22 protein-coding genes are annotated in these 23,291 nt (G+C 67.6%); 2 read left to right on the top strand and 20 right to left on the bottom strand.

What is annotated here, in order from left to right; all coding sequences use genetic code 11:
• Positions 1-156: 156 nt before the first annotated feature.
• On the bottom strand, positions 157-969 hold the full coding sequence (locus ACSYDW_RS11295; RefSeq protein WP_438338833.1) for a class I SAM-dependent methyltransferase: 813 nt from the start codon (positions 967-969) through the stop codon (positions 157-159).
• Positions 962-1,909, bottom strand: coding sequence for a bifunctional riboflavin kinase/FAD synthetase (locus ACSYDW_RS11290; RefSeq protein WP_438338832.1), 948 nt, complete (start codon positions 1,907-1,909; stop codon positions 962-964). Before ACSYDW_RS11290 ends, ACSYDW_RS11295 begins: the two co-directional genes overlap by 8 nt.
• A 163-nt stretch (positions 1,910-2,072) precedes the next feature.
• On the opposite strand from ACSYDW_RS11290, the gene ACSYDW_RS11285 reads away from it, so the two are divergent.
• On the top strand, positions 2,073-2,693 hold the full coding sequence (locus ACSYDW_RS11285) for a DUF937 domain-containing protein (protein ID WP_438338831.1): 621 nt from the start codon (positions 2,073-2,075) through the stop codon (positions 2,691-2,693).
• A 150-nt stretch (positions 2,694-2,843) separates the two neighbouring features.
• Here the strand turns inward: ACSYDW_RS11285 and ACSYDW_RS11280 are convergent, their stop codons facing one another.
• The 8 genes from ACSYDW_RS11280 to rimP all read right to left on the bottom strand — a co-directional run bounded on the left by ACSYDW_RS11280 (position 2,844) and on the right by rimP (position 11,566).
• Positions 2,844-3,341, bottom strand: a complete 498-nt coding sequence (locus ACSYDW_RS11280; RefSeq protein ID WP_438338830.1) for a hypothetical protein — start codon at positions 3,339-3,341, stop codon at positions 2,844-2,846.
• A complete protein-coding gene (locus ACSYDW_RS11275; RefSeq protein WP_438338829.1) occupies positions 3,338-3,712 on the bottom strand; it encodes a hypothetical protein in 375 nt (124 codons plus the stop codon). Before ACSYDW_RS11275 ends, ACSYDW_RS11280 begins: the two co-directional genes overlap by 4 nt.
• A 70-nt stretch (positions 3,713-3,782) precedes the next feature.
• Complete coding sequence (gene truB / locus ACSYDW_RS11270; RefSeq protein WP_438338871.1) at positions 3,783-4,661, bottom strand: tRNA pseudouridine(55) synthase TruB; 879 nt, start codon at positions 4,659-4,661, stop codon at positions 3,783-3,785.
• A 1,231-nt stretch (positions 4,662-5,892) separates the two neighbouring features.
• Positions 5,893-6,330, bottom strand: coding sequence for a 30S ribosome-binding factor RbfA (gene rbfA / locus ACSYDW_RS11265; protein ID WP_438338828.1), 438 nt, complete (start codon positions 6,328-6,330; stop codon positions 5,893-5,895).
• Between the two features lie 116 nt (positions 6,331-6,446).
• A complete protein-coding gene (infB, locus tag ACSYDW_RS11260; RefSeq protein ID WP_438338827.1) occupies positions 6,447-9,314 on the bottom strand; it encodes a translation initiation factor IF-2 in 2,868 nt (955 codons plus the stop codon).
• A 162-nt stretch (positions 9,315-9,476) separates the two neighbouring features.
• Positions 9,477-9,806, bottom strand: a complete 330-nt coding sequence (locus ACSYDW_RS11255; RefSeq protein ID WP_438338826.1) for a YlxR family protein — start codon at positions 9,804-9,806, stop codon at positions 9,477-9,479.
• A 205-nt stretch (positions 9,807-10,011) separates the two neighbouring features.
• Complete coding sequence (gene nusA / locus ACSYDW_RS11250; protein WP_438338825.1) at positions 10,012-10,983, bottom strand: transcription termination factor NusA; 972 nt, start codon at positions 10,981-10,983, stop codon at positions 10,012-10,014.
• Between the two features lies 1 nt (position 10,984).
• Positions 10,985-11,566, bottom strand: coding sequence for a ribosome maturation factor RimP (rimP, locus tag ACSYDW_RS11245; protein ID WP_438338824.1), 582 nt, complete (start codon positions 11,564-11,566; stop codon positions 10,985-10,987).
• A 116-nt stretch (positions 11,567-11,682) separates the two neighbouring features.
• Between rimP and ACSYDW_RS11240 the strand changes: the two genes are divergently transcribed.
• A complete protein-coding gene (locus ACSYDW_RS11240; protein WP_438338823.1) occupies positions 11,683-12,954 on the top strand; it encodes a hypothetical protein in 1,272 nt (423 codons plus the stop codon).
• A 133-nt stretch (positions 12,955-13,087) separates the two neighbouring features.
• On the opposite strand, the gene ACSYDW_RS11235 is transcribed toward ACSYDW_RS11240, so the two are convergent.
• From ACSYDW_RS11235 to ACSYDW_RS11190, 10 genes are all read right to left on the bottom strand, one after another.
• Positions 13,088-13,903: a sulfite exporter TauE/SafE family protein gene (locus ACSYDW_RS11235; RefSeq protein WP_438338822.1), complete on the bottom strand. Its 816-nt coding sequence runs from the start codon at positions 13,901-13,903 to the stop codon at positions 13,088-13,090.
• Between the two features lie 2 nt (positions 13,904-13,905).
• Positions 13,906-15,705 carry a proline--tRNA ligase gene (locus tag ACSYDW_RS11230; protein ID WP_438338821.1) on the bottom strand — a complete coding sequence of 600 codons (1,800 nt, stop codon included), beginning with the start codon at positions 15,703-15,705 and terminating at the stop codon, positions 13,906-13,908.
• Between the two features lie 281 nt (positions 15,706-15,986).
• Positions 15,987-16,736 (bottom strand): hypothetical protein, encoded by a 750-nt coding sequence (locus tag ACSYDW_RS11225; protein ID WP_438338820.1) that lies wholly within the window; start codon positions 16,734-16,736, stop codon positions 15,987-15,989.
• Between the two features lie 152 nt (positions 16,737-16,888).
• A complete protein-coding gene (locus ACSYDW_RS11220) occupies positions 16,889-17,650 on the bottom strand; it encodes a sensor domain-containing protein (RefSeq protein ID WP_438338819.1) in 762 nt (253 codons plus the stop codon).
• 93 nt (positions 17,651-17,743) lie between these two features.
• Positions 17,744-18,544 carry a hypothetical protein gene (locus tag ACSYDW_RS11215; protein ID WP_438338818.1) on the bottom strand — a complete coding sequence of 267 codons (801 nt, stop codon included), beginning with the start codon at positions 18,542-18,544 and terminating at the stop codon, positions 17,744-17,746.
• Between the two features lie 115 nt (positions 18,545-18,659).
• Positions 18,660-19,478, bottom strand: a complete 819-nt coding sequence (locus tag ACSYDW_RS11210) for a GNAT family N-acetyltransferase (protein WP_438338817.1) — start codon at positions 19,476-19,478, stop codon at positions 18,660-18,662.
• A gap of 43 nt (positions 19,479-19,521) precedes the next feature.
• Positions 19,522-20,688 (bottom strand): flavodoxin-dependent (E)-4-hydroxy-3-methylbut-2-enyl-diphosphate synthase, encoded by a 1,167-nt coding sequence (gene ispG, locus ACSYDW_RS11205; RefSeq protein ID WP_438338816.1) that lies wholly within the window; start codon positions 20,686-20,688, stop codon positions 19,522-19,524.
• A gap of 138 nt (positions 20,689-20,826) precedes the next feature.
• The gene (locus tag ACSYDW_RS11200) at positions 20,827-21,126 is read right to left on the bottom strand and encodes a YciI family protein (RefSeq protein WP_438338815.1); all 300 of its coding nucleotides are present in this window, start codon (positions 21,124-21,126) and stop codon (positions 20,827-20,829) included.
• A gap of 231 nt (positions 21,127-21,357) precedes the next feature.
• Positions 21,358-21,720, bottom strand: coding sequence for a cupin domain-containing protein (locus ACSYDW_RS11195; RefSeq protein ID WP_438338814.1), 363 nt, complete (start codon positions 21,718-21,720; stop codon positions 21,358-21,360).
• A gap of 207 nt (positions 21,721-21,927) precedes the next feature.
• Positions 21,928-23,271 (bottom strand): M50 family metallopeptidase, encoded by a 1,344-nt coding sequence (locus tag ACSYDW_RS11190; RefSeq protein WP_438338870.1) that lies wholly within the window; start codon positions 23,269-23,271, stop codon positions 21,928-21,930.
• Positions 23,272-23,291: the final 20 nt, after the last annotated feature.

Here is a 23,291-nt window from a genome sequence, read left to right as displayed (position 1 = left end):
CCTAGAGTTGTACCGCGTTTCAAAGATCACCGTTGCCGGCAGGTGTCACGCAACCGCGGACTGCAGCGAACACCGTCAACCAGTTTAGCAAAGACCGCGCGCGGTGTGGCACCCGGGAGAGCAACGGCACAGCGGGGCCGGAGTTGCCCGGCCCGTTCAGCGCAGGCGGGCCCGCCAGGCGTGCGTCAGGTAGGGCACCGTGATCGGTGCGCCTTCCGCGTGGCCCAGGTGCTCGTAGAGGTACCAGGACAGGTTCGATTCGACCCGCGCCTTGGTAGCCGCACTGGCACGCAGGTAGTAGCTGCGGGACTTTGCCAGCTCGATGATCTGCCCGCCGGTCAGTTCCTGCTCCCAGGTCCACTGCCCCGGTTCGGGGGCAAAGAACTCCTGGCCCAGCGGCGGTTGGAAGTCCGGGCGGTGCACGTCCCCGGCGTGCATGATGCGTGCCAGGCGGTGGACCCAAGACACCGAAACGTCAAGCTGGTTCCAGACCAGCGAGAGCAGACCGCCGCTGCGCAGCACCCTCGCCGCCTCGCTGCTGGCCTGCTTCGGGTCGACCCAGTGCCAGGCCTGCGCGTACGTGATGACATCCGCGCTGTCGGTCTCCATGCCGGTGCGTTCACCGGTGCCCTCGGAAGCGATGACCTCCGGAAGCCGGGCCCGCAGCACGTCCAGCATGTCGGCGGAGGGCTCGACGGCGCGCACGCGCAGGCCTCGACCCAGGAGCATGGCGGTGAAGATGCCGGTTCCGGCCCCCACGTCGACGGCGTCGCGGGCGCGCGGCGGCACCATGAAGTCGAGGGCAGCCGCCGGGTAGGACGGCCGCACCGCGTCATAGTGCTTTCCACCGGCACGGAATGCGGTGGCCAGTTCGTTGCGCCGGGCCGCACTCATCGTGAAGGCCCGCGCGGGAAGCGACGGGATGGGACGCGGTGTCTGGGTGGGATGCGGCTTGGAAGTCTCAGGCATGAATCAGGACCGTACGGGTGCGCTCGACATCCTCACGCATCTGTTCGATCAGTGCTTCAATCCCGCGGTAGGCAACCATGGGACGCAAGTGCTCAACAAATTCAACGACGACCTGCTGGCCGTAGAGGTCGAAGTCCTCCACGCCCTCCTCGGGGCGGTCGATCACGTGCGCCTCCACCTGGCGGCTCACGCCCTCGAACGTCGGGTTGGACCCGACGGAAATTGCGGCAGGCCAGCGGACCTGCGCCTCGTCGACGAGCCACCCGGCATACACACCGTCGGCGGGGATGATCCCGGTGGCGGCGGAGTCGAGGTTGGCGGTGGGGAACCCCAGGTCGCGGCCGCGGGCCGCCCCGTGGACCACCTCGCCGCGCATGCGGTGCGGGCGTCCCAGGATCTGGGCGGCGACGGCCACCTCCCCGCGGCTCAGTGCCTCGCGCACCCACGTCGAGGACCAGCGGCGGTGTTCGCCGATGTCGTCGATGCCGATGACCTCGAAGCCGTACTGCTCCCCGAGCTGGCACATCTTGGCGAAGTCGCCCTCGTTGCCGCGTCCGAAGCGCACGTCGTGGCCCACCACCACCGTGCAGGCGCCCAATGCGCCGACGATCACCTTGGAAACGAACTCCTCGGCCGTGGCCTGCGCGAATTCCAGGGTGTAGCGGATCATCAGCAACCCGTCGAGGCCCTCGTCCGCGAGGGTCTCGATGCGGTCCGCGATGCCCATGATCAGTTCGGGGGCCTCGTCCGGGCGGTGTACCTGCGCCGGGTGCGGGTCGAAACTGATGGCGACGGCCTTGGCGTGCCGGGCACGGGCCTCGGTGACAACCGCCGCAAGGACCTCGCGGTGGCCGCGGTGCACTCCGTCGAAGTTTCCGATTGTCACTACCGATGGGCCGATGCCGGGTGGTACGGCTTCAAGGCCTTTCCAATAGTGCACGCTCGCTCCTCCGTTGGGGTGTTTGGCCGTAGGTTTCACTGCCCTATCCATTATGAACGACGATGGCCCGAACTGCCGATTCTTGGCCCCACGGGGTCAAACCCGAACGATGAACCCTAGGATGAGATTGAATCACCAGATTCACCGATCCCAAGGAGCTGAAATGGTCAACCTGAACGACATCCTGGACCTCTTGCCGATGGACCAGATCGCCGGAAAGCTCGGAGTCGACTCCGACACGGCGCGCACCACCGTCTCCGCCGCGCTTCCCTCGCTGCTGGCCGGCATGCAGAACAACGCCGCATCGCCGGAGGGGGCCGAGGCGCTGCAGGCCGCCATTTCCCAGCACGATGCTTCCCTGGTGGAGGGCGGCGTCGACATCGATGCGGTAGACACCGACGACGGACAGAAGATCGTTGACCACGTCCTCGGGGACAACCAGGCGGTCCTCGCCGCACAGCTCAACGGGGCAACCCCTGAAGGGTTCGACCTCGGCGGCCTCGTGCAGAAGGCCCTGCCGCTGCTCGCCCCGCTGGTGATGAGCTTCCTGGCCAAGAACGCCACCTCGTCGGGCAACGACGGCGGTGGCGGCGGATTCGACCTCGGCGGCATGTTGGGCGGGCTCTTCGGCGGCGGCCAGCAGGGCGGCGCACAGGGCGGCGGCGTGGATCTCGGGGGCCTGCTGGGCGGGCTCCTCGGGGGCGACAGCCAGCAGCCCTCCTCGGCCCAGGGTGGCGGTCTCGACCTCGGCGGAATCCTCGGCGGGCTCTTCGGCAAGAAGTAGTGCCCCTCCCCCGGTCGCTCCCCCGTCCCGGGGCCGGCGGGCCCGGGGAAACGGCAGCTTCCGGAAACGACAGGGGCCGCGCACCATCCGATGTCATTCATCGGTTGGTGCGCGGCCTCTCGTGTCCTGTGGCCCGCCTCGGTGTACCGGTCAGCTTCCTTCGGCGTGTGCTGCCGGGCGGTGCTTGCGCAGCCACCAGAGCCCGACCAGGGGCAGAGCCAGCGGCACGTAGCCGTAGCCGGAACCGAAGTGCGACCAGACGGCCGGGTGCGCGAAGAGTGCCGGCAACACGTAGCTGAGCGTACCGACAACCAGCACGCCGACCAGTTCGAAGATCACCGCGTACCAGGACAGTTTCCAGCTGCCGGGGCGCTTGGAAGCCAGCGCCAGCGTGGCGACGATGTAGACGATGCCCGCGAGCAGGCTCAGCAGGTACGCCAGCGGGGCCCCGCCGAAGTCCATCATGATCTGGTAGACGGCACGCACCGTTGCCGAGAGGGCCAGCACGCCGTAGACGGCAATGATGATACGCCCCAGCCCGGAGCTGCGTCCGCCGTTGGTGCCCGCCGGACGCGGGTCCTTGCCGCGGGATTGCGCGGCATCGACGATGCGTGAGCGCTTGGTGCCCTGCTTGCTTGTTTCGCTCATGCCGCGATTGCCCCGTCCCAAATCTGTTCCATCCTGAAAAGCATCACGAAGACGATGACGCCCGATACCGCCAGCACCGTGTTCGACCAGCGTGACTTGTCCGTGACGGCCCAGATGAACGCCAGCGCCGGGATCAGCAGGGCCGTGAGCAGGTAGCCCCAGAATTCCCAGGGCTCCCCGGAGATCGGTTGGCCGCCGGCCTGGCGGACGGCCGCCGCGATGCCGTAGACCACCAGGAAGACCTCCAGCACGGCCACGGAGACCAGCGCGAAGTCGTCCGGGTACTCGCGGATGATGGTGGCGACGACGCCAAGTACCAGCGTCACGGCGCACAAGACCGCGCCGGCGATGAAGAAACCGTCAACTATCACGGCAAAAAACCTAACTCCTGGGTAGGACAGCGAATGCGGGGCCGACGTGGCGCCGGTGCGTGGAGAGGGCCTAGGAGGCCGTGGCGAAGACCAGCTCCGGCTTGGCTTCCTTGCCGCGGTTCTTCAACAGCGCCACCAGCGTGCCGTCGGGTGCGAAAGCGGCAGTCACCTCGTCGGATTCGTTGCGGCTGATGCGGCGCCCGTAGGAAAGCTCGGCGCGCTCATGCTCGGTGAGGTCGCGGCGCGTGAACAGCGCGTCTGCGGCGTCCTCCAGCGGCAGGTACTCGAAGTTCTCGGCCAGCTGCTCGAGCGTGCGGGCGCGGTCCAGCGTGTAGGGGCCGACCTCGGTGCGGCGCAGTGCCGTCAGGTGGCCGCCCACGGCAAGGTCCTCACCCAGGTCGCGGGCCAGGGCGCGGATGTAGGTTCCCGAGGAGCATTCGACGGTCACGTCGATGTCCAGCACCTTGCCGGCTCGTTCGCGGCGGATCTCGTGGATCTCGAAGCGGTTGATGGTCACCGGGCGGGCGGCAAGCTTCACGTCCTCGCCGGCGCGCACGCGGGCGTAGGCTCGTTCGCCGTTGACCTTGATGGCGCTCACGGAGGAAGGGACCTGCTCGATGGGGCCCGTCAGCTTGGCGACGGCCTCGCGGATCTGTTCCTCGGTCAGTGCCGCGGCAATGCGACTCTGCACGATCTCGCCTTCGGCGTCGTCGGTGATCGTCGACTCGCCCAGGCGAATGGTGGCCGTGTAGGTCTTGTTCGCGCCCACGATGTAGGTCAGCAGGCGGGTCGCCTTGTTGATGCCCAGCACCAGGACGCCGGTGGCCATCGGGTCCAAGGTCCCGGCGTGGCCCACCTTCCGGGTGCCGGCCAGGCGGCGGGTGCGGCCAACCACGTCGTGGCTCGTCCAACCCTGCGGCTTGTCGATGATGACCAGGCCTGAGCCGATCGGTTCCGTGGGGTTCTGCGGGGCTGTTTTCACGCCCTCAAGTATAGGCAGGTTCGCCGCCGCTTTTCGCCCACCGCCCTTGTTGTCAGACCCGGACGGGGTCCCGGAGGATACTCGTCGGGAGGGTCTTCACCCTTTTCGAAACGTCCCGCGGGACAAGGGCGCTCGCTGGCTCCGTACCAACGAACCCGTGCCGGAAAGTTGTTTCGGCAACCCCGCCGAAAGCGCCGGATTCCGGTCCCGGGCCGCCGCGCCGACTGCCCCCTCCCGGGTCCCAAAGGGCGCCCACGTGTGCAACGACTCATCCGGCGGGATGCACCGTCCGCTTCGGGACGCCCCCGCAGCGGTCGGGGTGGAGCGACTCCCCTCCTCCTGATGGGTGGAGCATCGATGTAGCCCACGCAAAACCCTACGTTGCCCTTTATTTACGGTCTTCTGTGAGTGGTTACACAGGTCCCAAAATCTTTTCTGGCGATTGGCTGTGTGTTTCGTCCCAAATGGAACGGGGGTTTGCCAATTCGCCGTTCTCACCGCCTGGTAGACGCTATTAAAACGCCATTGACTCGCCTTGGATGTACCAATAATCTTCACTTTATTGGCACACGTCCGGATCGGTTACCGCGGTTCACCACCGCTGTTGGACCGTTCCCACACCGTCAGCACGGTATCGGCCCGCACTTGGTGCAGGCTTCAAAAAACGTCAAGCATGAAGCACTGGTTGTGTCGGCCACCGGCCGAAGCAGCAGGCATGCACGGCGACTGGGCGGTAGCGAAAGCACCGACGCACCGCACGGTCTGGATCAAGAGTTTTTCCTGGGGGAAGGATCCAACATGCAATTCCGTTTGGCCTGGGTGCCCGGCACGAAACCGTCCGGGCGGACCGCCACCCCGCACATCCCCGCAGCCGAGCACGGGCGCGGCGTTGTTTCATTGCTTCCGGACGGCCCTCCACGGCCCGAATCCGGCCACAGGTTCCCCTAGCCCACCGCACCCTCGCCAAGCGTGGTCGCCTTACAGCGGTGCACGTTTATGTTTGGGGGGCGAGCGTTCGGAAAAGTTGGGGGGCCTGCGCGACAGGGTTCGCGCAGGAGGCGTTCCGGTGTGACCGGAGACGCCAAGAGGCCTGCGGCGGTCCAGCCATTGGGTGGCTGGCCGTCGCAGGCCTCTTCACGTGTGCCCGGCGAGGGGCCTCCCCGAGGGGTTGCCCGCTTCGCGAAGACGGAGTCGGCTCCTAGGCCTCGTCCTCTTCTTCCTCGTCGCGCTTGTACGGGTCGGCGTCGCCGGCGAAGGACTTGCCTTCGGCCAGTGCGGCAACCTCTGCGTCCTTGGCCTTGGCCACGCGCAGCAGTGCCTCGAGGTTCGAGGCGTTGACGGGGATTTCGTCGGCGACGAATTCCAGGGTCGGGGTCAGGCGGACCGTGAGGTTCTTGCCGACTTCCTTGCGCAGGACGCCCTTGGACTTCGCCAGGGCGGCAGCCGCGTCGGCCTTGGCCTCGTCGTCGCCGAAGACCGTGTAGTAGATGGTGGCGTGTTGCAGGTCGTTTGTCACCCGTGCATCGGTGACCGTGATGGCCTCCACGCGGGGGTCCTTGACTGCCTTGCCCAGGGCCTGGGCGACAACCACCTTGATGCGTTGGGCCAGTTTTGCGGCACGAGCCGAATCAGCCATGGTCGCTCCTTCTGTTGAAGACTTGGGAAGTACTGGATGGTGCGCTTCGACGGCTGGGCGGCCGCACCCGGTTCGGTTGCGGCCGCCCAGCGTCGATCAAACGCGCTTGGTCAAGACTAAGCGCGCGGCTTTTCGCGCATCTCGTAGGTCTCGATCGTGTCGCCTTCCTTGACGTCGTTGAACGAGCCCAGGCCGATGCCGCATTCGAAGCCTTCGCGGACCTCGGTGGCGTCGTCCTTGAAGCGCTTGAGCGAGTCCACCTGGAGACCCTCGCCGATGACCTTGCCATCGCGCAGGACACGTGCCTTGGAGTTGCGTCGGATCGTGCCGGAGCGGACGATCGAGCCGGCGATGTTGCCGAACTTCGAGGAACGGAAGACCTCGCGGACCTCCGCGGTGCCCAGCTGGGCTTCCTCGTATTCCGGCTTGAGCATGCCCTTGAGGGCCAGCTCGATGTCATCGATGGCGCCGTAGATGACCGAGTAGAAGCGCATGTCAACGCCTTCCTTGTCGGCCAGTTCGGCAACGCGCTCGGCAGGCTTGACGTTGAAGCCGATGATGATCGCGTTGTCGACCGTTGCAAGGTTGACGTCGTTCTGGGTGATCGCACCCACGCCGCGGTGGATGACGCGCAGCTGCACGCCTTCTCCCACGTCGATCTTGAGCAGCGAGTCTTCCAGGGCTTCCACGGCACCGGAAACGTCACCCTTGAGGATGAGGTTGAGGGTGTCGATCTTGCCGTCGGCAACAGCCTGGTCGAAGTCTTCCAGGGTGATGCGCTTGCGACGCTTGGCCAGGGCCGCGTTGCGGTCGGCGGCTTCGCGCTTCTCGGCGATCTGGCGGGCGGTGCGCTCGTCGTCGGTCACCAGGAAGGTGTCGCCTGCACGCGGCACGGAGGACAGGCCGAGGACCTGGACCGGGCGCGATGGCATGGCAACGTCGAGGTTCTCGCCGTTCTCGTTGAACATGGCGCGCACACGGCCGTGTGCGGTGCCGGCGACGATGGTGTCGCCGACGGCCAGGGTGCCGGACTGGACCAGCACGGTGGCCACGGCGCCGCGACCCTTGTCCAGGTTCGCTTCGATGGCGATACCGCGGGCTGCCTTGTCCGGGTTGGCACGCATGTCCAACGCGGCGTCGGCGGTCAGCAGCACGGCGTCGAGCAGTTCGTCGATGCCCATCTTCTGCAGTGCGGACACGTGGATGAACATGGTGTCGCCACCGTATTCTTCCGGAACCAGTCCGTATTCGGTGAGCTGGCCCTTGACCTTGTCCGGGTTCGCTGCGTCCTTGTCGACCTTGTTGACTGCCACGACAACCGGAACACCGGCGGCCTTGGCGTGGTTCAACGCTTCAACGGTCTGCGGCATGACGCCGTCGTCGGCTGCAACAACCAGCACGGCGATGTCGGTGACCTTGGCACCACGGGCACGCATGGCGGTGAACGCCTCGTGGCCCGGGGTGTCGATGAAGGTGATCGGGCGATCCTGGCCCTCGTGCATGTGGTGGATCTGGTATGCACCGATGTGCTGGGTGATGCCGCCGGCTTCGCCTTCGATGACGTTGGACTTGCGGATGGCATCGAGCAGACGGGTCTTACCGTGGTCGACGTGGCCCATGATGGTGACCACCGGCGGACGCGGTTCGAGCATGTCGTCGGTCTCGGCATCGATTTCGGCGTCGAGGTCGATCGAGAAGGACTCGAGCAGTTCGCGCTCTTCGTCTTCCGGGGAGACCACGGTGACCGTGTAGCCGAGCTCGGTGCCAAGCACCTCGAAGGTTGCCTCGTCCAGGGACTGGGTGGCGGTTGCCATTTCTCCCAGGTGGAAGAGCACGGTGACGAGTGCCGCCGGGTTGGCGTTGATCTTGTCGGCGAAGTCGGTGATGGAGGCACCACGGCGCAGACGGACCTCGGTGGATCCGTTGCCGCGGGGCACGCTCACGCCGCCCAGCGACGGAGCGCTCATCTGCTCCAGTTCCTGGCGCTTCGCGCGCTTCGACTTGCGCTGCTTGCCGCGGCCTGCGCCGCCCTTGCCGAAGGCACCCTGGGTTCCACCGCGACCGCGGTTCGGACCGCCGCCGCCCTTGTAACCGCCGCCGCCTGTGCCCGGTGCTCCACCCGGAGCTCCACCCGGTGCGCCGCCCGGACGGGCTGCGCCGCCACGGCCGCCTGCACCCGGACGTGCGCCGGCCGGGGCCGGACGTTCGGTGCGGTTGGGCATCATGCCCGGAGTGGCGCGTGCGCCACCCGGGGTGCGCGGGCCTGCGCCCGGGGCACCGGCCGGACGCGGTCCGCCTGCACCTGCGGGACGGGGACCACCGGCACCCGCACCTGCGGGACGCGGGCCACCGGAACCGGCCGGGGGACGCGGGCCACCCGGGCGGGGGCCGCCCGGACGCGGGCCGCCGGAGCCGGCGGGACGCTCGGTGCGCATGCCCTGCTGGGAAGCGAACGGGTTGTTGCCCGGACGCGGTCCGCCCGGCTTGGCACCCGGACGTGCACCGGCGGGGCGCTCGCCCTCACCGGCAGCGCGCATGCCCTGCTGGGAAGCGAACGGGTTGTTGCCCGGACGGGGACCGCCCGGCTTGGCGCCGGCGCGAGGTGCCTCGGTGGCGGCGACTGCCGGCTTCGGGGCTGCCGGAGCGGCGGGAGCCGGGGCTGCGGGTGCAGCGGCGGCCGGGGCCGGTGCTGCTTCCGCCGGGGCTGCGGGTGCAGCGGGGCCCGGCTTGAAGCCGGCCGGCTTCGGGGCAGCGGCTGCGGGTGCTGCCGGAGCTGCAGGGGCCTTGGCGGCCGGTGCTGCATCTGCCTTGGGTGCTGCCGGGGCAGCGTTCGGGAACGCGGCGCGCAACTTGCGCACAACCGGTGCCTCGATGGTTGAGGATGCCGAACGGACGAACTCGCCCATTTCCTGCAGCTTGGCTACTGCATCCTTTGAAGTGATTCCGAGCTCTTTGGCGAGCTCGTGTACGCGGACCTTGGCCACATTTCTCCTGTCTGAAGGCCCGCGCTCACTTTTAGAAAGTCAAAGCACGAACCGTCTTTTGCTGTCTTGCCCAGCATCCACAGCGGATGCCACAGGCGCTGCGACGCATAACTGATGTAGTCATCGTTAGGCGCTCATCGCTTGGAACTCATCGGGTTTCCATCAGATTTCTGACCCGCTTTCAGGTTGGACTGTCGTGAAGGTGCTTTCCCGGGCTTGGGTCCGCACCTTGGCCGTCGGCGCCACCGTCAGCATCGAGACATCCACCTTGGTCCTGAAGGACCGTGCGAATGCCCCGCGCTTGATGGCGCGTTCGGCACACTCCGGGGCCGGGTGCAACCAGGCACCGCGTCCGGAGAGACGCCGGGTGGAATCGTGAACGGGGACGGCACGGCCGTCCGTGAGTTCAAGCACCCAACGCTGCAACTCGTTTTGGTCCACCACCTTGCGGCATCCGATGCACGTGCGTTGCGGCTGATGCTGCACTGACACGTCGATCTTCTCCCGCATTTGAACTACCACTTGCACAGTGGACCACAGACAAGTCTAGCGCGTTTCCGCATCCCGTGTGCCGTGGCCTGGAACACGTTCGGGCCGCCGGCGGCGGGCCCGGCCACGGGCCAACGAAAACCGCCGCTGCCGCGCGGGCGGGGCCGCGAACGGCCCACCCGTGTGGCAACGGCGGAATCGGGTGGTGCTACGAAGCGACGGCGTCGGAGACGATGTCGATGCGCCAGCCGGTGAGCTTGGCTGCCAGGCGGGCGTTCTGCCCCTCCTTGCCGATCGCCAGCGAGAGCTGGTAGTCGGGGACGACGACGCGGGCCGAACGGGTCGCGGCATCGGTGACGGTCACCGAGACGACCTTGGACGGGGACAGCGCCGAGGCGATGAACTTCGCCGGGTCCTCGTTGTAGTCGACGATGTCGATCTTCTCATCGTTCAGCTCGGTCATCACGGCGCGCACGCGGGTGCCCATCTCGCCGATGCAGGCACCCTTGGCGTTGACGCCCGGGATGCGGGCCTGCACGGCGATCTTGGAGCGGTGGCCGGCTTCGCGGGCCAGTGCCACGATCTCCACGGCGCCGTCGGCGATTTCCGGGACCTCGAGCTCGAAGAGGCGGCGGACCAGGTTCGGGTGCGAACGCGAGAGCGTGACGGCCGGGCCCTTGGGGCCGCGGTTCACGTCGACCACGTAGCAGCGGATGCGGCCGCCGTGCGGGTACTTCTCCCCCGGGACCTGCTCCGGCGGCGGCAGCAATGCCTCGACGGTGCCCAGGTTGACCTGGACCATGATCGGGTTGTTGCCCTGCTGGATCTGCCCGGAGACGACCTCGCCGATCTTGTTCTTGAACTCGCCGACCACGTTGTCGTCCTCGGCATCGCGCAGGCGCTGCAGGATGATCTGGCGTGCCGTGGACGCGGCGATGCGGCCGAACCCGTTCGGGGTGTCGTCGAACTCGCCGATGACGGTGCCGTCTTCCTCGGTTTCGGTGGCGAAGATCGTCACGTGGCCGTTGCGGCGGTCAACCTGGGCGCGTGCCTGCGGCATGGCCCCCGGGGACTTCTGGTACGCGATCAGCAGGGCCTGCTCGATCGTGGGGATCAGAACGTCGATGGGGATCTCGCGTTCCTTCTCGAGCATGCGCAGCGCGCTCATATCAATGTCCAACTCAGGCCTCCACGTTTTCGTCGTCTTCGTCATCGAGTTCAAGCAGTTCCTGCAGGTCCGCCGCCTCGGCGCGGGCGAACTCCACCTCCACGTTGCCGCGGCGGACCGAGGCGAATTCGAGGGTGCGGGGCTCTCCGACCTTGGGCTTCATGCCCTTCTTGACCGCGATCTCCGGGACCACGGTGATTCCGGCGTCGTCCACGGCCGTGAGGCGGCCGAAGATGTTCTCCTCGCCGATCAGGTTGACCTTCACCATGCGGCCGACGTTGCGGTGCCAGTGGCGGGGCAGGGTGAGCGGGCGGGAGACGCCGGGCGAGGAAACCTCGAGCTCGTAGGGCTCTGCGGTGTCGTACGGGTCGGCGTCGAGGGCTTCCGAGATGGAGCGCGACACCTCCGCGACGGCATCCAGTTCAACGCCGCCGGTGCCTTCAAGGAGGTCGACGATCACGTGGACGATGCGCTGGTCGCCGGCCATGCGGACCTGAACTTCTTCAAGGATCAGCTGGTGGGAGGCGACGGTGGGCTCCAGTAGTTCCGTGAGGCGGGCCGCCTCGAGCTGGATGTCTGCCGGCTTGCCGGTCATGAAAGTCCTCCCACTATTCGATGTTGTGCTTACTAGGGTATCGACAATTGGGCCGCCGCGTCTGCCGCCGGGGCCCTGAAATGGCCAATTGCCCGGCACATGGGATGATCGAGGGGATGGATCAGCACCCCTTGCCCCCCGCAGAGCAGTCCCCCGCACCCGCCGCGCCGCGCTCCCGCGCCGCCCTGGCCGTGGGGGTGGTTTCGGTCCTGGCGATCGCCGCCGCAACGGTGGGTGCCGGCGCCTACATGGCCAAGGATTCCCTAGTGTGGCAGCGAATCCTCGGCACCGAACAGCAGTCCAAGGCTGCCCCCGGGCCCGCCGACGCGCTGCTCCCGCTGCTGGATTCCGCGGCGCTTGCGAGCTCCGCAACGGACCCGAAATCCTCCGCCAAGCTGCACTCGGCGTGGGTCGCCACGCGCGGGATGCTCGAGGGGCATGTCGGGTTACTCACACCTGCCGCCGCTGCCGGTTCCGCGGGCCCCGAAACCGCGTCGGGATCGCCGACCGCGTCCCCCGACACCGCCTCCCCGGCCGCCGGATCCGCAGCGGAGGCCAAGGCCTTCGCCCAGCGGCTGGCCGCCGCCGGGGTCTCGCTCGTCGATGCCGCCATGGCGGCCCCGGCGCAGGAAGCCCGCTCGCTCGCCGGCGCCGGGTTCGAGTTGACCCTTCAGGCGCGCAACCTGCTGGGTGCCGCCGGCGGGACACAGGAACAAGTCGACAAGCTTCCGGTGCCCCGGCCGGCGGCCGGCACCGACGCTGCAACGGCATCGGCATCGACCGGGCCGTCCGCGGCAGCCCCGAGCACGGATGCCGCCAACGGGCCGGCAGCGATGCCGCGCTTCATGCTCTCCAGCTGCCCGGCGGCCCCGGCAGCGCCGGCAGCGGCAGCATCCGCGTCGCCGTCGCCGGACGCCGCAGGAACACGGGAGCCGGCCGCGGAGTCGGGGACGGTCCTGGGCCAGGTCGCCGACGCCGCCTACCGCCTGGGCTACGCCTACGATGTCGCGGGGGCGCGCACCGCGGGCAGCGTCCGCGACGGCGCGTGGGCCCGCTCGGCCAAGCTTGTCGCGTTCGCCGCGGAGCTCGAGGACCAGTTCAGCGTCGTCGGCACGTGCGAGCCGCTGCGGCAGCCGGCCTACCAGCTGCCCGGGGACGCCGCGGAGAACCCGATGGACGCGGCCCGCACCGGCGAGGAGCAGCTGGCGCTGCTGCTGCGCGATGCCGCGGCCACCCAGGAGGGCGATGCCCGCGCGTACCTGCTGCAGCGCGCCTGGGACCAGGGGTTGTATACCCGCCAGGTGACCGGGCGGATCCCGGACTTCACCAAGGTGGAGGGCAAGCCCGCCGAGGTGTCGCCGTCGGGCAGCCCGACGCGGACTCCGTAGGGTCCGCCCCGCCCACCGGGCCGCCGGCGGCATCACCCGCTCGTGGCTCGAGGACCCCGTGAAACGCGTGATGGCGATGTTGCAGGGCAACATCGCCATCATCCGTCATCCGGCCGCGTCGCGGGACGCGGCCTCAGGCCGCCGGGAACAAGACGTCGTAGCCGAGCTTGAGGATCAGCGCCGCGACCACGCTCAGGAAGACGATGCGGATGAACCGGCTGCCCTTGGACACCGCCATGCGCGCGCCCAGGTAGCCGCCGCACATGTTCGCCACGCCCAGCACCAGGCCGATCCCCCACAACAGGTGGCCGGTGGGGGCAAAGAACGCCAGCGCGCCCAGGTTGGTGGCCATGTTCACGATCTTCGCCTTGGCGCTGGCGGCCAGGAAGTTGTAGCCCAGCAGCGCGACCATCGCGATGATCAGGAACGATCCGGTGCCCGGGCCGATCAGCCCGTCATAGCAACCGATGACCAGGCCTATCGCCAGCGCCATGGCATGGTGCCGGCGCCCGGTGTAGCGCAGCTGTGTCAGCTCCCCCGCGGTCGGCTTGAACACCGTGAAAAGGCCCACTGCGACAAGCGCCGCGATGATCACCGGCTTGATGACCTCCGCGGGCAGCATCGTCGCGAGGATCGCCCCGCCGAAGGACCCGGCCAGTGCCACCAGGGCCATCGGGATCGCGGTCCTCAGGTCCGGGTGGGCGCGCCGGTAGTAGGTGATGGCGCTGGTGGTTGTCCCGAAGATCGAGCCCAACTTGTTGGTGGCCAACGCCTGCACCGGGCTCATGCCTGGCACCAGCAGCAGCGCGGGGAGCTGCAGCAGTCCCCCGCCGCCCACCACGGCGTCCACCCAACCCGCGGCGAAGCCGGCCAGCACGATCAGCGCGAGGGTCCCGGCCTGCATTCCCTGCAGGCCGGACCCCTCGAGCAGGCCGGTGGCCTCCAGCATGCTTAGCCCTTGACGGTGCTGATCAGCTGGGCGACAACGCCGTCGACGGCCACGTCCGCGCGTTCGCCGGTGGCGCGGTCCTTGACCTCGACCACGCCGTCGGCCAGGCCGCGGCCGATGACCACGATGGTCGGCACGCCGATGAGTTCCGCATCGGAGAACTTCACGCCGGCGGAGACCTTCGGGCGGTCGTCGTAGATGACCTCGACGCCGGCTGCGTGCAGCTCGTCGGCGATCTTCTGGGCGGCCTCGAAGAGCTCCGCCTGCTTGCCGGTGACCACCAGGTGGACGTCGGCGGGGGCGACGTTGCGCGGCCAGACCAGGCCGTTGTCGTCGTGGTTGGACTCGGCCAGGGCCGCCACGGCACGGGTCACGCCCACGCCGTAGGAGCCCATGGTGACGACCTTGAGCTTGCCGTTCTGGTCAAGGACCTTCAGGTCCAGGGCCTCGGCGTACTTGCGGCCGAGCTGGAAGATGTGGCCCATCTCGATGCCGCGGGCGGTTTCCAGCGGGCCGGATCCGTCCGGTGCCGGGTCGCCGGCGCGCACCTCGACGCACTCGATGGTGCCGTCCCAGGCGAAGTCGCGTCCCGCGACGAGGCCGAAGACGTGCTTGCCGGACTCGTTGGCGCCGGTGATCCAGCTGGTGCCGGAGACAACGCGCGGGTCCACAAGGTAGAGGATCCCGGAGGCGGACTCGGTGCCGAGCACCGCGGCGTCCAAGCCCAGTCCCGGGCCGATGTAGCCCTTGACGAGGGTCGGGTTCTTCTTCAGGTCGTCCTCGGTTGCCGCCTCGATCTCGACCTCGCCGCCGACTTCCAGGTGGGCCGCGATGTTTGCCTCAACGCGCTTGAGGTCAACGTTGCGGTCGCCGGGCAGGCCGATGGCCACGATCTGGCGTTCGCCGGTGGGCAGCGTCGCCGCGATCACGACGTTCTTCAGGGTGTCCGCAGCCGTCCACTGGCCGGCTTCCCGCGGGGCTACCTCGTTGGCGCAGTCCACGAGGGTATCGATCGTCGGGGTGTCCGGGGTGTCCTTGACCTCGAGGGCCGGGGCGTTGGTGAAGTCGATGTCTTCCGGGACGACGGTTGTCACTGCCTCGACGTTTGCCGCGTAGCCGCCGGCCGAACGCACGAAGGTGTCCTCGCCGATCGGGGTCGGGTGCAGGAATTCCTCGGACTTGGAGCCGCCCATGGCGCCGGCGGTCGCGAAGACCGGCAGGATCTCCAGGCCCAGGCGGGCGAAGATCTTCAGGTAGGCGCCGCGGTGGGCCTGGTAGGCCTCTTCCAGGCCCTCGTCGTCGATGTTGAAGGAGTAGGAGTCCTTCATGATGAATTCGCGGCCGCGCAGCAGGCCCGCACGGGGACGTGCCTCGTCGCGGTACTTGTTCTGGATCTGGTAGAGGTAGGCCGGCAGGTCCTTGTAGGAGCTGTAGAGGTCCTTGACCAGGAGGGTGAACATCTCCTCGTGGGTGGGTGCCAGCAGGTAGTCGGCGCCCTTGCGGTCCTTGAGGCGGAAGAGGCCGTCGCCGTACTCGGTCCAGCGGTTGGTGGCCTCGTATGGTTCGCGTGGCAGCAGGGCCGGGAAGTGGACTTCCTGGGCGCCGATGGCGTTCATCTCCTCGCGGACGATGTTTTCCACCTTCTTCAGCACCCGAAGGCCCAGCGGCAGCCAGGTGTAGATGCCGGGGGCCGCACGGCGGATGTATCCGGCGCGGACGAGCAGCTTGTGGCTGTCGACCTCCGCATCGACCGGATCTTCGCGCAGCGTGCGCAGGAACAGTGTGGAGAGTTTCAGGACCACGCTAACTTTCCATTTCCGCGGCCCGTCTCCGGACCACAACGTAGTTGGGTGTGCGCGATTCGTCGAAAGGCACAAGACTTTTGCCCGCGGCGGTCCACCATCAGGCCTCCCGCTCCCGGCACCGGCTCCCGGCGGGCGGGAGCGGCGTGGGGTGTTCGGGCGTTGCGTACATGGTGGTGCCTGTGGGGCACTGTCTCCATCTTACGTTGGCCGGGGCGACACGGGCGGCACGGTGACGGCTGGCCCGGCGGGACGGAAGCGGGTTCCGCCGGGCACTGCGGCTACTGCTTGTCGATGATCTTGAGTGCCGCGTTGATGGTTTCTTCGGCCTTCGCCACCGCGGCGTCGATGTCCTTGGGTGCACTGAGGGTGACGGCGACGGTGTTGTTTCCGTCCATCCCGTAGACGCTCAGCGTCTTCATGCTCTGCCCGCCGAACTTGATCTCACCAAGGCTGGCCAAGGTCGAGTCGGCGTCGGTCGAGGCCTTGGTGTCGGTCAGCGTTGCGGAGGTCTTGCTTCCCTGGATTTCGAGGTTGAAGGTGGCGCAGTCCTTGAAGGATTGCTGCTGCTTGGCGGCCAGGTCCTGGACGTCCGACACCGAAGCGTAGGATGCCACGCTCACGGTTGTCGATTCGGCGCTTGAGGATGCGGGAACCACCAGCGATGCCATGTTCACCGAGTCGAGGATCTCCGACATGCCGGAGGCGGCAAAGGAACCGCAGACCTCAGGCTCCACTTTCATCCCCGCGACAAGTTGCTCCATCTGGGCTGCCCCGGCCTTCAGCTCGGCGTCCTTCAGGACCTGGGCGCCTGCCGTGGGTTCGTCGTCCTTGAGCGCGCTGACCACGGCCTCGACCTGCTCGGCCGACAGCTGCTTGGCCGTGGCCGCCGGCGCTGCGGAGGAACTCGAGGCGGCGGCGGTTTGGTCCGTTGACCCCTGGCTAGGTGCGGCAGCCTCCTCCTGGGCGGAGCAGCCCGTCAGGGCGAGTGCCGCGGCCAGTGGCAGGGTCCAAAATGCAGTTTTCTTCATCGTTACCGCCAAACAGGTAGGGGGGTTTGCGCGAGCGCACCCGGGACTCCGAAGCCGGAAACCCGGCTCCCTCTTCACCCTACACAACGCCCCTCCCCGGCGGCGTTGGCACACGCGGCGCCCTCGAAACCGGGGCTCCCTGGCCCGGAGCGCTAGGAGGCCTTGTCCTCGATCGCCGCCAGCACCGTATTGACGAGGTCTTCCGCCTGGGCGATGTCCTCGGCCTGGTCGGTTCCGCCGGTGACCGAGACCGATACCAGGTTGTGCCCATCGAGCGCGCTGACGGCCACCGTCGGGATTTGCGCGCCCGACACCGAAACGACGCTGCGGTTGGCCTCGGTCACCGCGGCCCGGGTTGCCGCATTGAGCTTGGTGACAGTTGTGGCGACCTTCTCACCCTGCAACACCATGGTGAATTTCGGGCAGTCCTTGAGCGTCTTGCGGTTCTGGGCAATGTTCGCCTCGGCGTCTGCGGGATCTGCGTAGGAGGCGATGCCCACCTGGACGTTCTCCGCCAGCGTGGCGCCGGGGAGCACCAGCGAGACCATGTTCATCTTGTCGAATTCCGCGGTGGGATCGCCCGCTGCCATCGAGGCACACTCGGCGGGTTCGATCTTCATGGATTTCATGGCCTCTTGGGTGGCCGGGAGCTGTGCGCGCATGGAAGCCTCGTCGGCGACCTGCGCATCCGCGCTGTCACCGGCGATTTCCTGGGCGATGTCAGCCAGCGTCTGCCCATCAAGCTGGGTACCCTGCGCCGCCTTGGCCGGGCTGCCCGCCGAGGGGCTTGCCGCGGCAGTTGACTTGCCACCGGCCGATGACGAGGGCGAACCGGCCTGTGCCCCGCCCGAGGCGCAGCCGGCGAGGGCCAGCATCGCGGCAAGGGTCAGGGGCAGCAGTGCGTTCTTGCTCATGGTGGAAATCCTCGGGTGGGTGGTGCGGGCGCGTGGCCCGGAGAGGTGGCTATGGATCGGATCGAGGGTGCGTCGATCCGGGGTTTGGAGGTGTCAGGGCTTGGTGCCGGCGGCGGCTTCACGCTCGCGCAGCACCGCCAAGATCGCTTCCACGTCGGCGGCGGCCCGCGCCGTCGCCTCGTCCGGGTTGTTTGCGGCCTTGCGTGTGGCGGTGACCATCACGTGTCCGTCGATGGCGCGCACCGAAACCTGCTTGCTGGTGTTCCTCCCGTTGACCGTCACCATGAGCGTTCCGGCGCTGTACGGTGCGCTGGTGGCCACCTTGAGGTCCGAGAGCTTGGTGGTGATTTCCTGCTGCGGGCTTCTGATCGTGTACTTGCCGCAGGATTCGTCCAGGTGCTGCTGCGCCGCCACGTCTGCGACCAAGGCGTTCAGGTCCTCGTAGGAGGCAACGGTGATGTCGGCCCCGACGTTTTCGGGGAACGTCACGGCCGCCATGACGGCCTCGTTGAGTTGGTCCTTGAGGCTGCCGATGCCGTAGAGCCCGCATTCCTTGGGGTCAACATCGATGTCCTTGAGCCACTTCTCGGCCGCCGGGATCTGGGCGCGCAGCGCGGCGTCCGAGGTGAAGACGGCGCCTTCCTGCGTCGTGGCCCAGGTGCTCGTGGCTGCCTCGAGTTCGGGGCCGGCAACGTAGTCGAGCTCGCCCGCGACGGTCGGGCTTGGGGACTGGGCACCGGTTCCGGGGGTGGTTGCCTGCCCCGGTGCGCTGCCCGGGGTCCGGTTCCCTGAATCGGAAGTGCAGCCGACCAGGGCCAGGGCCAGCCCGAGGCCCGTGGCCACCAGGAGGAGGGATCGGGAGGGATTCTTGCCTCGGGGTGGTTTCGGCTTCACGTGCATCTTGTCCGTTCGGCGGCATGGCCGCGTATAGGCCGGGTTGGTTCTCTGCTGCTCCCCGGCGGGAGCCGGGCCGCCGTCCCCTGGAGCGGATCGTGGGGACGCATGGCCTTTAAAACAGGATAGTGGCGAATTCGCCGACTTCGTCGAACCCCGCCCGCAGGTATGTCGCGATCGCCGCCGAGTTGTAGTCGTTGACGTAGAGGCTTGTCACTGGCGCAATGTGCAGCGCGTATTCCGCGACGGCCGCCATGTAGCCGGCGGCGAGCCCGCCCCCTCGGTAGGCCGGGTTCATCCAGACGCCCTGGATCTGCGTGGCCCGATCAGTCACCGTCCCAAGTTCGGCCTTGAAACGGATCTCGCCCTCGGCATCGGTGTCGATCACCGAATGCCCGGCAAGGATCAGCGCACGGATCCGGGAGCGGTAGAACGAACCGCCGTGAACCAGCGGGGAATACCCGAGTTCTTCTTCGAACATGGTGGCGCAGGCCGGCAGCACCTTGTCGTACTCGTCGTCCCGGCTGGCCCGCAACCCCGCTGCGGGGGCGATGGCGGGTTTGCCGGCAAGCGTCATCAGGGGCTGGTGCGGGCGGACGTTGAAGGCTTCGCGGGGTCCGGTGGACAGGACCTTCCAGATGCCCATGACGGCCTCGGACGGTCCGAAGCACGAAGCGAAGCTGCGGTCCAGGCGCAACAGCACGCGGCCGTATTCCTCGGCTTCGTCGGCACCGATGTTGACGGGCACGACGTTGGCACCCACCCAGCATGCCGATCGCAGCAGCGCGCCTTCAAAGCGGCCGAGGATCAGCGAACCGCCCAGACCGGGCCGAGCGGACCCGGTCAGGGCGAGTTGGGAGTCGAGGAAAATGTTGCTGACGGGGTCGATCGACACGAGGGCGCGGAGAGCCGCGGTATCCGCATCGTCAAGCACGCGGATACCCTCGGAGAGTTGCTCTCCGCCCCCGGGGTTTCGTCTAGCTGACGGTAACCACGGGGCCACCTTGGACAGGATTTTCGCCATCCAGGTCCCCCATTTCCTCTGCCAAGCGCATGGCTTCTTCGATCAGTGTCTCAACGATCTGGTCTTCGGGCACGGTCTTGATGACTTCACCCTTAACAAAGATCTGGCCCTTGCCGTTGCCGGAAGCCACACCCAGGTCGGCTTCGCGGGCCTCGCCCGGGCCGTTGACGACGCAACCCATGACGGCGACGCGCAGCGGTACTTCCATGCCTTCGAGGCCGGAGGTGACCTGCTCGGCCAGCGTGTACACGTCAACCTGGGCGCGGCCACAGGACGGGCAGGACACGATTTCGAGCTTGCGCGGGCGCAGGTTCAGCGACTGCAGGATCTGTGCACCGACCTTCACTTCCTCCACCGGAGGGGCGGAGAGGGACACGCGGATGGTGTCGCCGATGCCCTTGGAGAGCAACGCGCCGAACGCGGTTGCCGACTTGATGGTGCCCTGGAAGGCCGGTCCGGCCTCCGTGACGCCCAGGTGCAACGGCCAGTCGCCGCGTTCGGCAAGCAGCTCGTAGGCACGGACCATGACGACGGGGTCGTTGTGCTTGACGGAGATCTTGAAGTCGTGGAAGTCGTGTTCCTCGAAGAGCGAGGCTTCCCAGACAGCGGATTCCACGAGGGCTTCCGGGGTGGCCTTGCCGTACTTCGCCAGCAGGCGCGGATCCAGCGAACCGGCGTTGACACCGATGCGGATGGAGGTGCCGGCGGCCTTGGCGGCCTCGGCGATCTGCTTGACCTGGTCGTCGAACTTGCGGATGTTGCCGGGGTTCACGCGCACCGCGGCACAGCCGGCGTCGATGGCGGCGAAGACGTACTTCGGCTGGAAGTGGATGTCGGCGATGACCGGGATCTGCGACTTCTTGGCGATGATCGGCAGGGCCAGGGCGTCGTCGGCCGAGGGGCAGGCAACACGCACGATGTCGCAGCCGGTGGCCGTGAGTTCGGCGATCTGCTGCAGGGTGGCGTTGATGTCCGTGGTCGGGGTCGTCGTCATCGACTGGATGCTGACGGGGCTGTCCGAGCCGACGCCAACCGAACCGACCTTGATCTGTCGGGTCTTGCGGCGCGGGGCGAGGACCGGTGGTGGTGCCGATGGCATTCCGAGGCTGACCGGGGTCAAGATTTCCTCCGTGGAGTTGTGTGTGGAAGTTCTTCCATTATCCCCGCAAACTCGGGGGCTGGCCGCACCTGCTGAAGGGGCGAAGGATTCGACGTCGGCTTCGCAGCCCTGTGGAGCCGGTGATGGCGAGGATTGCGCCTAGGCGTGGTGACTGAGCTCACCGGTGACGGGAACCCATTCGGTGATGCGCAATGCGGCGAGGGTTTTGTGGACGTTGAAGGGATCGTTCTTCAGGGCCTCGCCCAAGGTGGCTTCATCGGGGGCCGAGATCAGCAGCAGCGCGCCGCTTCCGTCGGCGTACGGGCCGGAGGCCACCAGCGTGATGGAGCCGTTCTCCGGCTTGAGGTCGGCCAGGAACGCACGGTGTGCCGGACGGTGCTCGTCGCGCGTTGCCTCGGTATTGGCGGCGTATACATACTCAACAGCAAAAACACTCATGGGCTACAGCCTAATGCGCTTGGCTGGGAAATCGGTTCCAGGGTGTCCGGACACACTTCGGGAAGGTGCAACACTGCGTCGGGGAAACGGGACGGCGCCAGCCCGGCAGTCCCGTCCCCTCCGCCTTGTGTGCCTCGGGTGTTCGAATACCGCGGCCCGGCCCGTGTCCCCTCCTCGGATCTCCGGAGGGGATTCGCGGGCGCGGGAAGGCGGTTGCGCGATGCACAGGCCTCACTCCGCGGTCTTGGCATAGTGCGATGCCCCGTACCAGTCGACGGTGACCACCGGCTCGTCGCCGACGACCCATGCGTCGTGGCCCTGCGGCAGGCTTGTGACATCGCCCGGACCCGCCAGGATCTCCTGCCCGTCGTCCATCAGGATCGCGAGCTTGCCACTGACGTGGTACTGGAAGTGCGGGGCTTGGCAGCTGTCTGTCCCGGCGATCGGCTTGACGTCGTTCGACCAGCGCCAGCCCGGTTCAAGCGTCAGGCGCCCTACGGTGCCCCCTGCCATCTCAAGGATCTCGGCCTTGCCGTTCGGGAATTCCCGGGTCTCGGTCGGCGTCCCGAAGTGTTCGTGCTCTACCTTGCTCATGTTGTTTCTTCACCTCCTCCCCCTTTGTTCCGCTTACAGTTTGTGCCTGCCAACCGGGCAGGACAATGGGGCGAAACATCGACGGGGGGGAAAGCGAAAGAACACGGCCGGGTGAATTGATGCACGGCCGGGCGGCGGAACGCGAAAGGCGGCTCCCCGGCCCCGGAAACCCGGGGCGGGGAACCGCCGTGCTTGGTGCTGCAGGCCCTAACCGAAGAGGTTGACCGGCTTGACGATGTCCGCGTAAATCAATACGGCGCCCATGATCAGCATGCCGGTCGCGACGATATAGGTCAGCGGCAACATCTTGGCGATGTCCACGGGTCCCGGATCGGGCCGGCGGAAGAGCTTGGCAAGGGCGCGGCGCACCGACTCGAAGAGCGCGCCGAGGATGTGCCCGCCGTCCAGCGGCAGCAGCGGGATCAGGTTGAAGACGAACAGGGCGATGTTCAGCCCGCCGACCAGCGAGATGAGCGAGGCGGCCTTGTCCTCGAAGCCGATCTGCTCCATGGCGCTGATTTCGCCGGCGATGCGTCCCACGCCGACCACGGAGATCGGGCCGTTGGGGTCGCGCGGGGCGTCGGAGAATGCCGCCTGGCCGACGGCGAACACGCGGGCCGGAAGGTCCAGCACCACGCCCGCAACGCCCTTGATCTGCTGGCCCACCGCCGGCAGCACGTCGCCGACCGGCTGCGGGACGTTGTCCACCTTCGAGCCCATGCCGATGAAGCCCACGGCCACCGTGGCGGGGGTTCCGTCCGCGTTCATGACGGCGCGGCCCTCGGCGTCCAGCACGGGACGTTCGGTCTTGTAGGGGGTGATGGTGGTGGAGTGGGAGACACCGTCACGCTCATAGGTCAGCGGGACGGTCTCGCCGGCGCGTTCGCGGATGGCTTGGGTCAGACCCAGCCATTCCGTGGTGCCCACCGGAGCCCCGTCGAAGGAGGTGATGGTGTCGCCCGGGCGCAGGCCGGCGGCGTAGGCCGGGCCGGGTGCGTCGCTTGGCTTGCAGCCGTTGTTCACGGCCGGGTCGCGCTGGGATTCCTCGCCCAGCGGCACCACGCACTGGTAGACCTCCGCGACGGTGCTGGTCTGCGCGGGGGCACCGAACCCGACGGTGACAAGTCCGATCATGAACACGCCGATCAGCAGGTTCATGAACGGGCCGCCGAACATGATGATGATGCGCTTGTACACCGGCAGCTTGTAGAACAGGCGGTTGTCGTCTCCGGGCTGCAGCTGTTCGGCCGCGGCGCTGCGGGCCTCGTCGGCCATCTGCTGGAACATGCCGGTGGATGACTTGCGCAGCACCGGGGCGTCGGTGGCCCCGACGGCGCCCTTGTTCCTGGCCGGCGGGTACATGCCGATCATGGAGATGTAGCCGCCCAGCGGGACGGCCTTGAACCCGTACTCGGTCTCCCCGCGCTTGAAGGACCACAGGGTCTTGCCGAAGCCGATCATGTACTGCGGGACGCGCACGCCGAAGAGCTTGGCCGGCACCAGGTGCCCGACCTCGTGCAGCCCGATCGACACGCCGACGGCGATGACCATGACGACGACGCCGAGGATGA

It is taken from the genome of Paeniglutamicibacter selenitireducens (genome assembly GCF_051550675.1).
Classification (GTDB): Bacteria; Actinomycetota; Actinomycetes; order Actinomycetales; family Micrococcaceae; genus Paeniglutamicibacter.
This window is presented reverse-complemented; position numbering and strand designations above follow the sequence as displayed.

Excerpts from the sequence above, each read along its gene's own strand:
- ACSYDW_RS11285 (WP_438338831.1), top strand. The coding sequence starts at position 2,073 with ATGGTCAACCTGAACGACATCCTGGACCTCTTGCCGATGGACCAGATC.
- rimP (WP_438338824.1), bottom strand. The coding sequence starts at position 11,566 with ATGACCGGCAAGCCGGCAGACATCCAGCTCGAGGCGGCCCGCCTCACG.
- ACSYDW_RS11200 (WP_438338815.1), bottom strand. The coding sequence starts at position 21,126 with ATGAGTGTTTTTGCTGTTGAGTATGTATACGCCGCCAATACCGAGGCA.
- ACSYDW_RS11235 (WP_438338822.1), bottom strand. The coding sequence starts at position 13,903 with ATGCTGGAGGCCACCGGCCTGCTCGAGGGGTCCGGCCTGCAGGGAATG.
- ACSYDW_RS11225 (WP_438338820.1), bottom strand. The coding sequence starts at position 16,736 with ATGAAGAAAACTGCATTTTGGACCCTGCCACTGGCCGCGGCACTCGCC.
- ACSYDW_RS11195 (WP_438338814.1), bottom strand. The coding sequence starts at position 21,720 with ATGAGCAAGGTAGAGCACGAACACTTCGGGACGCCGACCGAGACCCGG.
- ACSYDW_RS11295 (WP_438338833.1), bottom strand. The coding sequence starts at position 969 with ATGCCTGAGACTTCCAAGCCGCATCCCACCCAGACACCGCGTCCCATC.
- ACSYDW_RS11190 (WP_438338870.1), bottom strand. The coding sequence starts at position 23,271 with ATGGTCATCGCCGTCGGCGTGTCGATCGGGCTGCACGAGGTCGGGCAC.
- ACSYDW_RS11240 (WP_438338823.1), top strand. The coding sequence starts at position 11,683 with ATGGATCAGCACCCCTTGCCCCCCGCAGAGCAGTCCCCCGCACCCGCC.
- ACSYDW_RS11220 (WP_438338819.1), bottom strand. The coding sequence starts at position 17,650 with ATGAGCAAGAACGCACTGCTGCCCCTGACCCTTGCCGCGATGCTGGCC.
- ACSYDW_RS11280 (WP_438338830.1), bottom strand. The coding sequence starts at position 3,341 with ATGAGCGAAACAAGCAAGCAGGGCACCAAGCGCTCACGCATCGTCGAT.
- rbfA (WP_438338828.1), bottom strand. The coding sequence starts at position 6,330 with ATGGCTGATTCGGCTCGTGCCGCAAAACTGGCCCAACGCATCAAGGTG.